This window comes from Bacteroidia bacterium, assembly GCA_037045145.1.
In the GTDB taxonomy this organism is placed as follows: domain Bacteria; phylum Bacteroidota; class Bacteroidia; order AKYH767-A; family OLB10; genus OLB10.
Genome location: JBAOIA010000011.1, coordinates 1659467 through 1672812 on the forward strand (window position 1 = coordinate 1659467; position 13346 = coordinate 1672812).

General features: G+C 36.5%; 10 protein-coding genes. 2 read left to right on the forward strand and 8 right to left on the reverse strand.

Annotated elements, in window-relative coordinates; genetic code table 11:
* Positions 1 to 6: 6 nt before the first annotated feature.
* The 7 genes from V9G42_08060 to V9G42_08090 all read right to left on the reverse strand — a co-directional run bounded on the left by V9G42_08060 (position 7) and on the right by V9G42_08090 (position 9184).
* On the reverse strand, positions 7 to 630 hold the full coding sequence (locus V9G42_08060; protein ID MEI2759365.1) for a response regulator transcription factor: 624 nt from the start codon (positions 628 to 630) through the stop codon (positions 7 to 9).
* A gap of 39 nt (positions 631 to 669) precedes the next feature.
* On the reverse strand, positions 670 to 2706 hold the full coding sequence (locus tag V9G42_08065; protein ID MEI2759366.1) for a tetratricopeptide repeat protein: 2037 nt from the start codon (positions 2704 to 2706) through the stop codon (positions 670 to 672).
* A gap of 96 nt (positions 2707 to 2802) precedes the next feature.
* On the reverse strand, positions 2803 to 5457 hold the full coding sequence (cphA, locus tag V9G42_08070; GenBank protein MEI2759367.1) for a cyanophycin synthetase: 2655 nt from the start codon (positions 5455 to 5457) through the stop codon (positions 2803 to 2805).
* Between the two features lie 126 nt (positions 5458 to 5583).
* A complete protein-coding gene (locus tag V9G42_08075; GenBank protein MEI2759368.1) occupies positions 5584 to 6405 on the reverse strand; it encodes a hypothetical protein in 822 nt (273 codons plus the stop codon).
* Positions 6398 to 7171: a hypothetical protein gene (locus V9G42_08080; GenBank protein MEI2759369.1), complete on the reverse strand. Its 774-nt coding sequence runs from the start codon at positions 7169 to 7171 to the stop codon at positions 6398 to 6400. Before V9G42_08080 ends, V9G42_08075 begins: the two co-directional genes overlap by 8 nt.
* 339 nt (positions 7172 to 7510) lie before the next feature.
* Positions 7511 to 8110, reverse strand: coding sequence for a hypothetical protein (locus V9G42_08085; GenBank protein MEI2759370.1), 600 nt, complete (start codon positions 8108 to 8110; stop codon positions 7511 to 7513).
* A gap of 9 nt (positions 8111 to 8119) precedes the next feature.
* Positions 8120 to 9184: a hypothetical protein gene (locus V9G42_08090; protein MEI2759371.1), complete on the reverse strand. Its 1065-nt coding sequence runs from the start codon at positions 9182 to 9184 to the stop codon at positions 8120 to 8122.
* A gap of 143 nt (positions 9185 to 9327) precedes the next feature.
* Between V9G42_08090 and V9G42_08095 the strand changes: the two genes are divergently transcribed.
* Entirely contained in the window at positions 9328 to 11406 is a 2079-nt protein-coding gene (locus tag V9G42_08095; GenBank protein ID MEI2759372.1) for a tetratricopeptide repeat protein, read from the forward strand.
* A 15-nt stretch (positions 11407 to 11421) separates the two neighbouring features.
* Positions 11422 to 12165 carry a LytTR family DNA-binding domain-containing protein gene (locus V9G42_08100; protein MEI2759373.1) on the forward strand — a complete coding sequence of 248 codons (744 nt, stop codon included), beginning with the start codon at positions 11422 to 11424 and terminating at the stop codon, positions 12163 to 12165.
* 23 nt (positions 12166 to 12188) lie between these two features.
* Here V9G42_08100 and V9G42_08105 read toward each other — a convergent pair whose 3' ends face one another.
* Positions 12189 to 13343, reverse strand: coding sequence for a response regulator (locus V9G42_08105; GenBank protein MEI2759374.1), 1155 nt, complete (start codon positions 13341 to 13343; stop codon positions 12189 to 12191).
* Positions 13344 to 13346: the final 3 nt, after the last annotated feature.

Consider the following 13346-nt stretch of genomic DNA (forward strand, 5'->3'; position numbering starts at 1 on the left):
TAGTAATTATTTTTTGAATACTTTGTTAAGTGCTTCAGTCCTGGAATTGACCTGAAGTTTGTGATAGATGTTCCTGATGTGAGTGCGAACAGTTTCTGTACTTAAAAAAAGTTGATCGGCAATTTCCTTATATCGCATGCCTTTGGAAAGTAAATCAACAATGAGTCGTTCGCGCTCAGACAATTTCTCATATTCCGGACTTACTTGTGTTTCCATAAAACTGGTAACCACTTTACGTGCAATATGGCTGTTCATCGGTGAACCACCTCTGTAAACATCAACAATGGCATCTAATAATTTTGAAGGCTGAGTTGTTTTGGTAAGGTAGCCCATTGCACCGGCTTTGAGGGCTTTAAAAACATGCTCCGAGTCATCAAATGAAGTACAAATCAGAAAATTGGTTGAAGAACATTTATCTTTTAATTCAAGAATACAATCAATGCCTGTTTTACCTCCTAACTGAATGTCTGTAAGTACCACATCAAGTTGTAATGTAGGTATGATGTTAATGGCATCTTCGGCATTGGAAAATAAATGTTTACATGAGAAGCCTTCACTGCCATCAATTAAGATTTGCAGATTCTCTCTGATGTGCTTTTCGTCTTCAATGATACCAACCTGTATTGTCATGTAACAAATATAAATCTTTCAATAGTGATTGCAATACTACTAAAGTAGTATATTCATGTTTTTTTCTAAAGAAAGCATAGAGCCTTCGCCAGATGTCGAAGTCATTTTAAGTGTTGCTCCAATATCTTTACTTCTTTCAATCATGTTTCTAAGTCCGTTGCCTGTTGTCTTTTCATTCAGGTTAAAGCCTATTCCATTTTCGGTAATTACGAGTTTAAAAACAGGTTGAATCTCTATTCTGACAGATATCTTTGTGGCATTGGCATGTTTAACGATGTTTTGTAACGATTCTTTAACGATCATCAGAATATTCCTGCTGATTTTAATATTTATTTTTTCTGAAGGTATATTTTCAGGGAAGTCATAGGTCACTTCTATCGGAAAGTCGTATAGATACTCTGTTGAAAATTCACGTACACGTGCAACCAGATTGTCTAATGTTGAATTCATCGGGTTCATATTCCAGATCATGTCACGCATGTTGTCAATCAATTGATGCGAAGTACCTGTAATTGATTGTAATGTTTCTTTTATTTGCTGATTGTCTTTGATTTTCAGTTCTAAAATTTCCGAGAGGAATTTAATTTTTGTTAAGCCAGAACCTAATTCATCATGGATATCTTTTGCAATTCGCATTCGTTCATTCTCTTCTGTTTGTCTGATAGTGTTTTGTTGGTTTAACAACTCAGCTTGTTTGCGCCATCTTAAATAAAAATATATGGCAATAATTATTGTTGCAATGAGAATAAGCAGAAAAATAACTAAAGTATTTTGTTTTTTAATATTTTCTTTTTGCTCTTTTATACGGAGTTGATTAATTAATGATTGTTGGTTGAGTAATTTGATGGTTGACTCTTTCTTTTCAAGATTGTAACGCGCTTCCATCTCTGCCAGCCTGTTATTAAATGAAATAGGTTGAATGCTATCCTTGATTCTATATGCCTGTAGAATGTTTTCCATTGCAGGCTCATATTGTTTTATTGATGCATAAAGTTCAGATAGAGATTTGTAGCAATCGCGTTCAATAATTTTATGATTATTGTTTTTTGCCAGTATTAATGCTTTCTGAATATTTTCGATTGCTTTTTTTGTTTGTCCTAGTTGACCATAGATGTCGCCAAGTTGCTGATAGGTGCCTGCCTCAATCTCCGGATAGTTACCCGGTTTTATCATTTCAAGAGCGTGCAATGCGGTTTCAAGTGCTTGTTTTGTTTTGTTGTGTTCGAGATAAATACGGCTCAGGTTAGAATAGCAAATGGATTTATTACGTTCATCACCTAAAATATTTGCATAAGTAAGTGCCTGTTGGTAGCAACTTGCTGCACTGTCATCAAGCATCATTTTGTAGTAGGAGTTTCCATTCTGAATCAGTGAAGATATTTGTCCGGTCAGACTATTCAGCTTTTCATATTGACTAATACTTGTATTTATTGTACTGATTGATTGTTCGTAAAGATTTTGTCTGTAATATATTTTGCCTAAAACTTTATTCAACCAGGCTTCTCCTTCTTTACTCGTATTTTGCTGATAGATTTTATAGGCTTTTCCATAAAAGTCAAGTGCCTTAGAAGGAATACCTTCTTTAATAAAGACTTCAGAAAGCTGAAGACAGGCTTCAAAAAAAGGCCTTGTGGTGTCATGATCTGAATAAGAACCGATACACTCATTTAGAAAGTATTGTGCAGAGTCAAGTTTGCCTATATAAAAATAACAACTACCTAATGTTGACAGTAGTTGTTGTTTAAGTTTAATGTTGTTTGTGTTTGATGTAAACAACAATTTATTTAAGGCTTCAATGGCAGTATTACTTCTGTTTGTCTGTGATTCAATTAAGCTTAGCAGGCAGGAACTTGCGACAATACCTTGCAGATAATTGATGTTAACAGCTCTGTTTTTTGCGTCATCAGCAATTGTATAGGCTTGTTTAAAGTTGCTTTTGTAAATTATTTCAGCTTCTGATATGCTTGTGTCAACCTGTTTTTGTTGAGATGTAGAGGTAGAACCTGATGTATTAAATGTACAGCAGGAAAATATTAAACTAATACAAAATATTATTCTTGACAGAAATGCCGACATTAAATTAGAAATCGCATGCTAAGGTAATAAAACAGTAATAATGTAAGAGAGTAATCTTGTCAACAAAATTCTTTGCACTCTTTAAAAATCTAACAGCTACCTGTTTGACTGATTCGGAATGTCATCAGGATGCATTTCAAATTTATCTTCATTCTCTTTATACTTCATTATTTGATCAAGTGCATCAGGAATTACATCGCTACAGATAACAATGAATGCACCTTTTTTACCATTCTTTATAGCATAGTCAATAGCTTCTTTTTCTAAAGGAATAACTTTGACAGGTTTTGAAGGGTCAACTGCTTTTATTCCTTCAAGCATAAAGTCAATTATTTCCTGTTCTGTTCTGCCGCGAAGATTTCTGTCTTGTCTGATAATTATTTCATCAAACATTTTTGCCGCAAGTGTTCCTAAGGCAATGATGTCTTCATCACGTCTGTCGCCAACACCGGCTATGACACCTACCTTTGGTTTTGCATCAACTTTTTCGAGGAAACGTGCAATGGCCTGAAATCCTGCCGGGTTGTGTGCATAGTCAACCATGACATTAAATTTCTTGAATTGAAACATATTCATTCTGCCAGGAGTTTGAACGGGTGATGGAATAAAGGTTTCCAATGCAAGTCTAATGTCTTCAATCTTAAAATTGCGGATGAAGGCAGAAAGAATTGCAGGTAAAATATTTTGAATCATAAACACTGCTTTACCGGAAAAGGTGAGAGGAATGTTGATGACTTTATGTACACGCAGCTTCCATGTACCTTTACAGATTGTTACAAATCCATTTTCAAGAATTGCGGCAAGACCACCATTCTCACAATGACTTTTTATTAAAGGATTATTTTCATCGAGACTGAAGTAAGCTACTTTACAGTCTAGATTACGTCCCATATTTGAAACCAAATCATCATCGGCATTTAAAATAGCATAACCATTGGGTTGTACGCTTTCAGGAACTACGGCCTTTACTTTAGCCATTTCTTCAAGTGTGTTAATGCCTTTAAGTCCAAGGTGATCGGCTGCAACATTAGTTACTACGGCAATGTCACAACGGTGAAACCCTAGTCCTGCCCGCAAAATTCCACCTCTTGCAGTTTCTAAAACAGCAAAATCAACCGTAGGATCTTTCAATACAAACTCTGCACTTTGTGGTCCGGTGCAATCGCCACGCTGCAACATCTGATTTTGAATATAAATTCCATCGGTAGTGGTGAATCCTACTTTATATCCACATGTTTTTGCAATGTGAGCAATTAAACGTGTAGTTGTTGTTTTGCCATTTGTACCGGTGACAGCAATAATAGGAATGCGATAATTACTTCCGGGAGGATAAAGCATATCCACAACAGGCTCTGCAACATTACGTGGCAAGCCATCAGTAGGAGCAATGTGCATTCTGAATCCGGGTGCAGCATTTACTTCCAGTACGGCACCACCGGTTTCTGTTAAAGGCTCGCTGATATCAGGAGTCATAATATCAATACCACAAATGTCGAGGCCTACAATTCTTGCAATACGTTCGCACATAAAAACATTGTATGGATGAACAATATCTGTAACATCTGTTGCAGTCCCACCGGTACTCAGGTTTGCAGTACGTTTCAGAAACAACTCTTCTCCTTTTTTAAGAATGCTTTGGAGTGTCAATCCTTTTTCCTCTAAAATGTTCTGTGTCATCTCATCAATTTTTATTGATGTCAGCACATTTTCATGTCCATATCCTCTTCGCGGATCTGCATTAACGGCATCAACCAGTTGTTGGATGTTGCTTTTCCCATCACCAACAACAGCAGCAGGTTTGCGTTGTGCGGCACAAATAAATTTGTAGTTGATGACTAAAATACGATGATCGTAGCCTGTAATATATTTTTCTACAATTACCGAGCGTGAAATTTTTTTGGCTATTTCTAATGCCTCTACTGCCTGATTCCAATTGACAATATTAATTGTTGCACCACGGCCGTGATTGCCATTGAGTGGTTTTATAACTAAAGGATATCCTAGGTCATCAATAGCTTCTTTTAAATCATCTTCATCACGGATAATTTTTCCCTTTGGTATTGGAATAGATTGTGCTTCGAGCAGGTTTTTAGTGTCTTCTTTATCGCAGGCAATTTCAACTGCAATGCTGCTGGTAGTGCTGGCAACAGTGGCTTGTATTCTTCGCTGATTAATTCCATAACCTAACTGAACAAGCGAATGTCTGTTAAGTCGAATCCATGGAATGCCTCTGGCAGCAGCTTCTTCAACAATGGAGCCTGTGCTTGGGCCAAGACGTTCGTCTTCGCGAATTTCGCGCAGTTGTTGAATGTCGGTTTGTAAATCATAGTTGGTGTTGTCAATTAAAGCCTGAGCAATACGCACAGAAGCACGTGCTGCATACACGCCTGCTTTTTCTTCAATGTAAGAAAATACTACATGATAAACGCCATGTTCTCCGGTGCCACGTGTACGACCAAAGCCTGTATCCATGCCGGCAAGTGTTTGCAGTTCGAGGGCAATGTGTTCAATAACGTGTCCCATCCAGGTTCCTTCTTCAACGCGTTTAAAAAATCCACCTTCATGGTCTTCGCTGCAACGGTGCGATTGCATACTTGGAAACATGATTTTTAGTCTTTCTAAAAAGCCATCAATTTTGTCGGTTGGTCGTTCTTCCATTTCCTGAAGGTCGAGTTTCATGACAATGAGTTTATGTCTGCGTATGCTCCAAAAGTTGGGTCCCCTCATGGGGCGGATCTCTAAAATTCTCATAAAAAAACCGTTTGGTTGTGGCACGAATATAGTAAGATGAATCGGATATTAAAAAAAACAACATCCTTGAAAAATAAAAAGGCCTATTCTTTTTATAGAACAGGCCTCTTGTAAACGAGGGTTAACTTAAGGGCAATCAACTTCAATTTGCCAAGCCGTACCGCTATTACAACCGCTGACATAAATTTCTACTATTTTGCTTTTGCCCGGGTCGTAATTAAAGGTTATTGTATTCGACCCTGAAACAAAGCCGTTGGGAGAAATGGCACAATTTGGATATCCTGTTGGGGTGAGGGGTGTGCCTGTGGATGCAACCCATTGTCCATTGTAGCGAATGTCGAGCCTGTCAGGAATACTGTACATGTCATAAGAGATGGAAGCAGTACCTGCGTTGCCACCTAGATTAGCTACTAATGCTGTTATACCAACGTTGCCTGAGAAAGAAGCTCCACATCCTAAAGGATCTGTAACTGAAACAGCTGTATTGGTCAAACTACTTATGTTACCTGCGCAGTCGCCTACAGCAAATACTAATTTATAGTCGCCATTTCTAACAAAGTTTGGAATCAAAATTCTTACATACGGACGTTGCGCCAACGTGTCAAATTCAACCGGTGCTGCCCAATAAGAATCGGAACTGTCTATTTGTACATAAAAGGTACAAAGACTGTCATTATTATTAGTATTATAATTGAAGTATAGCAGAACACCGGCACTAACCTGAACTGCCAGAGGCCTGTCAGTGATTGCTATTGTGCCACCATTGGCTGCTGGCATGGGGCCATCATAAAGTTTACCTCCGGAGCCCACAACCATTGCTTTGTTAAGCATATTTTTCTGATACTCGTTGATGCCGTAGTCGGTGTCTTTAGAGTCTTTTTCGCAAGATGAGACAACTGCTAAAAGAGCTATCAGGATAGAGTAGATTTGAAGTGTTTTATTAGTCATTGATTTTGGTTTTAAAAATGTTAAACATAATTTCTATTTGGGCATTGTAGCTTGAAAAATTGTTTCCTTTTTCAAAGGCTTTGGAGAAAAGATGATTGGTGAGCCGTACAGAAAAACGGTCGTTAACAGTGGTGCCCAATCCAAGTATAAATCCAACAGGATGCTCTTTGAAAATACCTTTGTCTAACTTTTGTTTGTCCTCTTCTGTTGTAGAAAAGCCACCATCAAAAGCATCGCTGCCACTGGTTTTTCTGGTAAGTTTTTGTTTCCGGGATGCTGATATAAAATGATCTATTGATGGGCCGGCTTCAACAAACCATTTTTTGCCATATCGGATAAGTATTGGTACGGAAATATGATTCAGCACATATCTTTCAGAATAATCCATTTTGTTGGTAATATCAAGTGTTGCATTGTCTGAGGAGTAGGAGTAAACATGGTTGAATCCGCTTTTGGAATAAAACATTCCAATAGATACACTCAGCTGAGATAACAAACCTTCCTGTCCGGCAATCATACGTCCTTGTACACCGGCATCAAAAAATATTATCGGTTTCACTTTACCTGAAATATCAGCATCAGCATAATTTATTTCATGAAACTCTTTATGATCTTTAATAAATTTCCCGCTGCTTAAGGAGACTGTCCCGCCTAAGAACACTTCGGCTCTTATTTCCGGATCAAACGTTCCTAATGATGTTTGTGCAGTGGAGTGTTTGAGAACAAACAATGACATTGCTCCACAAAGAATAAGTTTTTGTTTCATCTTCTGTTTAATTAATTGGTTTTGATTTATTTTATTGTGATTAATTTTTCTAATCGTAGTGAAATTTCTTTAGATTTTTTAATTTGAGTTTTTGTTAGATGCGATTCTTGTTTCAATATGGTGGCGTTTGAATCTAATTGTATTATTTCCTGTTGTATAGTAATGTAGTCATTAAAATTCAGATTCCCACTTTGTTTTTTTTTCTCCCATTTCGATAACAGATTTTCCATCTGAACAATTTTATTATCAGTATTATTATTTATGCAAGATACAATACTAAATATCAGAAAATATATTTTTGGTTGAAACCAATGTTTCATCACAATGTGGTATCGTAGATTATTTTAAACCGGAACTGTATGTGGTGCCAAGGGCATCAATATCCTGTATCGAACCATTTATCTTGTATTTTTTGTCTAGTTGATAGCTATGATTTTTCCAGGTATAAATAGGGAAGTTAAAACCAGGACCACCGATTTGTATGGGTGGCATGGATGAAGCTTTGTCATCAATTATTTGGGGTATGCCCGGTAATGACAATACATTGCTGTATTGCCCACTCTCGTTTTTCATCAACAGGCTAAAGCCCTGTCCGGTATTTCCATACAGATATGTACTATAAGTCAAAACGAAGATATCCTCGCTTTGATCATGATTGATATCAACCGGTACTATTTGTACTTCAACTTCTTCTCCTTCGGAATCAAACCTCTTTTTAGCAGAATCGAAGTGAAGTCCTGTCAACTCGGCAATTTTGTTTTTTTCTGCTGATGACAAATTTGATTTGATGTTTAAGAACAACTGTTCTGCCGCATTTGAAGTCTTTACTTCGTCATCTACAGATTCAATTTTAATACTTGCTTGCCCACATCCAGAAAGTATCAGACCTGCAACAAGAAGCGTTTTTAGGGTAGAAATATGGAATACCGATTTGTTCATGGCATTTAATTATTTTGTAACGGTGATATTATTGCGAAGTGAAAAATCATAAAGCTTTAACGATTTTTTCTGGTCGCTGCTTTTGTTATAGTAGAATGCATATTCACCGGCAGGCACATCATTTTCAAAATAAACCTTATATAATCTGTCCGATACTTTTACTGTTTTGTATTCGACTACCCCTTTTGAAAAACCTTCCTCCTGAGAGAAAGATGACCTGCGTGCAATTTGTATTTGACGGCCACTTTTAGAAGTGGTTGCTTTTACTAATACAAATTCTTTTGGGCTTGCCACGCCTTCATAGGTGCTTTCTTTTACCTCATTAATATCTTTTCCATCCATTGAAAGATAGAAATAAAATACTGGTCGTTGGTCAGTAATGGTAGTACTGGAATGTTCTCCTGCCAAACCTACTTTAGTACTGATGCCGGAAATTCCTCCTGAGTAATGATTGCCTATTGATTCGCCAAAACCACCCTTTTTTGTTTGATTTGTCGTTGTAGGTTCAATCATAATATAGTCTGTTTTTGGGGTAAACTGCTCGTAATAAATACCGGGCATAGATAGTTTTGTGGGAGGTGGTAAATCTTGTGGATGCTCTTTTATGTTTGCAGTTGTAACATTGGAGGCTGTATTTGCTGGAGGGTTCATCATAACCTTTACAATTTTATCCGAAACACCTGCATTTTTCAGTGCAATCAGCGCATCTGTGCTGGTGTTGAAGTTGGTTTTTGAAAGATTAATTTTTTTTAGAATGAGATCGGTGCTGACTTTGCCACCATTCATTTTAATTACATCGTCATTGGTGATAGTGGGCATGTTTCGGCAAGCCAACATCATTTCGTTAATTACATTTTCAGGCACTTTTGTGGTTTTCAAATCTATTAACCCATTAGTCGAAAGATCAAAAGTGTTGTTTGAACTTTTTATTTTGTTGATAATAATATTGTTATTCATTTTGGCATTGACCAACGAAACAATACTCTGGTTGTTGAGCGTTTCCTGAGCTTTGCTTTGTACTATACCTGCAACAAGCAGCACTACCGTTAGTAGTTGTGAGGTTAACTTTTTCATTTGACTTTGATTATTTAGGCCAAATGTAGTATAGTGTTAACCGGCAGGCAAGCAACTTCTATTACATGCTGCTTTTCATTTATTCAATGCATCTTTTGGCTGATTATCTGCATTTCTTATATTTGAAGCCCATTCTATTTTTAATGAAGATACTGTACCCTATTGTTGTATTTCTTCTATTGAATATTTTCAATGCCCGGTCAGAGGCACTGGATTCATTATTGAATAAAGCAGCTACCTATCGCAGTCAAGATACCGTCAGAGCAACAGTGCTGAATAATTTGGCAATTGAGCTTTCTTCTTCTGATTTTGAGTTAGGATTGAAGTTTGCTGACAGTTCCATAATATTAAGCAAAGAAATTGGTTCTGATAAAAAGCTGGCAACGGCTTTTTTTGCTAAGGCGCGGAATCTGTCAAACGGAGGACAAGACTCTCTTGCCATTGTAAATTATCAGAAAGCATACTTGTTGTATCTCAAAGAAGGAAACTTTACCGCTTGCGGCACAGCGCTGCAAAACATGGGAATATCTTATTATAACTTATCCGACTACATTCATGCTGCCGAAATGCACAATGCAGCCCTCAATATCTTTAAAAAGGTAAAAAATAGCAGAGGAACTGCAGCAGCATTGAACAGTTTGGGAATTATTGCTATGGAGGTGGGCGACTACACCCAAGCTATGGAGCATTATCGGGAAAGCTTGAATTTGGGTAAGAGCATCAACGATTCAACGCAGATTGCAAATGCCTACATAAATATTGGTATTGTTTTTAAAGATTTGGGTGATTTAAACAAAGCACTTATTTATCAAAACAAAGCCCTTCAACTCAATTTGATAAGGCACATGGATAATGAAGTAGCAAAATGTTATAATAACATTGCAATCATCTATAGTGTAATGCTGCAGTCAGGCAATGCCATTGAAAACTACAATAAGGCTCTTGAGATAAATAAAAAGCTGCAAAACAAATTCGGCATAGCAAGTAATTACATCAATATTGGAATAGAACTGCTTTCGATGAAAAGATTGTTGGATGCTTATGAAGCAATGCAAAAAGCTGAGGTGATTTTTAAAAATATTGGCAACCGTAACTCCGAGGCATTGGCTGTTAAAGTACAATCTTCTTTGTTAATGGATGCACCTGATAGTATATTACATCAATTGAAGATTCCTGTTGCAAAAAGAAATTCTTTGTGTATTTCAATGTTAGAGAAAGTGCTTGGTGTTTTTATAGAAACAGAAGATATTTCAAATGTGGCCGATGTAGCAAACGAATTGAGTGTTTTATATGAAAGAATGTCGGATACCAAAAACTCCCTTCGGTATTATAGACTGTTTGTGTCAAATAAAGACAGCCTGGCAATTGCTGATAAGAAGAATGAAATTGAGAGAGCAGAGTTGAAGTATGAATTCGATTCGAAAGAACAGGAACTGAAACTGGAAAATGCCAATAGAACAGCAGAACTTAAGGAGGCAGAACTTAAACGTAAATATTACTTGGCAGGAAGTGTATGTTTGTTATTATTTTCAGGTGGCGCATTTGTTATGTACAAACAACGAAAAGATGCTTTGTACAAAAGAAGAGAGTTGGAATTAAATGCTACCATACTTGAGTCAGAGTATAAAGCACTGCGTTTACAAATGAACCCTCATTTTATGTTCAACTCATTAAATTCAATTGCTGATTTTATTGATAAAAACAAGGCGCAAACAGCCTCGGATTTTGCAGTAAAATTTGCCAAACTTATGCGAATGATACTTGAATATTCTGAGCGGCATGAAATTACTTTGACAGAGGAAGTGAATCTGCTCAATCTTTATCTGAAACTAGAGTCGTTGCGGCTCAGTCCAAAATTAAATTATGAGATTAATGTTGACAAGCAGATTGAAGCTGACAATGTTTTAATTCCACCCATGTTGGTGCAACCATTTGTTGAAAATAGTATTATTCATGGAGTATTGCCCCTAAATCGAACAGGGAATGTTAAAATTAACATTCATATAACACAAAACGATTTAGAGATAGTTGTTGATGATGATGGTGTAGGAATGGGTGAAACAAGTGTAAATAGCGAAAAAAAATCAATGGCAATGAAGATTACCAGTCAAAGAATTGCATTGTTTAATGAGAAATATCATGCAAATGCATCAATTCAGTTAGCTGTGCTTAATCCCGGAACCCGTGTTAAGTTAGTGCTGCCTGTAAAACACTGTTTTTAATTAAATGTAATAGGAATGATTAAAGCGATAATTGTTGACGATGAGCAGCATTGTATAAACAGGATTTCTACTTTGTTAAAAGGGTATGAAAGTGAAGTGTATTTAGCTGCAACAGCACACACTGTTCAGGATGGTTTGCTTGCTATAAGAAAGTTTAATCCGGATTTGGTTTTCTTAGATGTTGAAATTGCAGATAAAACAGGCTTCGATTTGTTGCGGGAAATAGATTCACCATCATTTGAAGTGATTTTTACAACTGCACATGATAAATATGCTGTCATGGCTTTTAAATTTTGTGCAATAGACTTTTTACTTAAACCTGTTGATGAAAGTGATTTTCAGGCAGCTATTTCAAAAGTAATTTCAAAGGACCATAATTCAGGCATGAGTAATCAAATAGCAGAATTGTTGAAAGGCGTTGGTAAGAATAAACCCAGAAAAATTGGTGTGCCTACATTAAACGGAATTGTTTTTATCTTAATTTCAGACATCAGATACTGTCATGCAGACGGAAATTATACTGAAATTTTCTTAATTAACAATCAAAAGATTGTTGTTTCAAAAACATTAAAAGAGTTTGATGAGTTGCTGTCCGATTACCAATTTTTCAGAGTCCATAATTCTAATCTGGTGAACTTAGACTATGTAAAAAGTTATAATAAAGGGAAAGGCGGTTTTCTGATTCTTGATGATGACACAAATATAGAGGTGTCATCACGCAGAAAAGATGAACTGCTTAAAAAGCTTAGCCTGATATAAAACTATTACAAATAAAAGGTCGCTTACAGAAAATTAATTCTGTTCATAAACACTTCCTTATAGCTCTTGCCAATCGGAATTGTTTTGTCATTGATAACTACTGCACCTTCATCCATATGACTTATTTTATCTAAAGCAATAATGAAAGAGCGGTGTACGCGCATAAATTTTTCAGGCGGAAGTTTGGTTTCAATATCCTTCATTGTAGCATGAATCACAAACTGATCTTCTTTAGTTTGAATAATTACATAATTGTCCATTGCCTGCAACCAGTAAATGTTTTCGAGAAATACTTTTACAAGCATTGCACCTCTTTTCACAAAGAATGAATTTTGGATAACCTGATTTTCGAGAGGGCTTGAAGGTGCTTCGACAAGCTTTTCTTCCGTTGGTTTTACTATAGGCTGTGCTACAGTTTTCTCAGATTTAGATGAGCCAATGACAAGAGCATAGCCAAGAAGTTGGTTTTTTTCATCACGAATAGGGGAGCATGTAAAGTCACCTTTTATATTGCTGTAATCTCTGACAATAGTAATAGTACTCTGCTTTATACTCAATACCTCATCTTGTTTCATGAGCTTTCCTAAGCTGTCGGCATTGACAATTTCATATTCATCACCTTCAATTTTTATAAGTTTAAACAAGCTCATGCCTTGTGCACTTTCATTTCCGAATCCTGTTATGCTTTCAGCTTTGGGGTTTAAAAACGTAATCCGGAATTCTGTATCTGCAACTAAAATGGCTTCTTCTACATTAGCAAGTGCATTGGCAAACCGTCTTTCGTTTTCACGAACCTGAAGGTCTTTCTTGAATTTATAAAGTGCCATTTCAACAGTTGTCTGCAAGTCCGATTCGTTGAATGGTTTTACCAAGTAGCCATAAGGCTCAGTAATCTTAGCTCTGTCAAGTGTGTTTTTGTCAACAAACGAAGTAAGAAATATTACCGGAATATCGTATTTCTGTTTTATGTGTTCTGCAATGTGAATACCATCCAGGTCTCCTTTTAACTTGATGTCAAGAAACACCAAATCGGGATCCAGTTCTTCTAGTCTTGCATAGGCGTTTTGTGCAGATGATGCCGTGGCCGGAACATCATATCCCAGACGAATTAATGTTTGCTGTATATCTTTTGCAACAATACTTTCGTCTTCAACAACTAATATTCTTATTTTATCCATATT

Coding starts and splice junctions, on each gene's coding strand:
- V9G42_08100 (MEI2759373.1), top strand. CDS start 11,422: ATGATTAAAGCGATAATTGTTGACGATGAGCAGCATTGTATAAACAGG.
- V9G42_08095 (MEI2759372.1), top strand. CDS start 9,328: ATGAAGATACTGTACCCTATTGTTGTATTTCTTCTATTGAATATTTTC.
- V9G42_08090 (MEI2759371.1), bottom strand. CDS start 9,184: ATGAAAAAGTTAACCTCACAACTACTAACGGTAGTGCTGCTTGTTGCA.
- V9G42_08060 (MEI2759365.1), bottom strand. CDS start 630: ATGACAATACAGGTTGGTATCATTGAAGACGAAAAGCACATCAGAGAG.
- V9G42_08085 (MEI2759370.1), bottom strand. CDS start 8,110: ATGAACAAATCGGTATTCCATATTTCTACCCTAAAAACGCTTCTTGTT.
- V9G42_08065 (MEI2759366.1), bottom strand. CDS start 2,706: ATGTCGGCATTTCTGTCAAGAATAATATTTTGTATTAGTTTAATATTT.
- V9G42_08105 (MEI2759374.1), bottom strand. CDS start 13,343: ATGGATAAAATAAGAATATTAGTTGTTGAAGACGAAAGTATTGTTGCA.
- cphA (MEI2759367.1), bottom strand. CDS start 5,457: ATGAGAATTTTAGAGATCCGCCCCATGAGGGGACCCAACTTTTGGAGC.
- V9G42_08075 (MEI2759368.1), bottom strand. CDS start 6,405: ATGACTAATAAAACACTTCAAATCTACTCTATCCTGATAGCTCTTTTA.
- V9G42_08080 (MEI2759369.1), bottom strand. CDS start 7,171: ATGAAACAAAAACTTATTCTTTGTGGAGCAATGTCATTGTTTGTTCTC.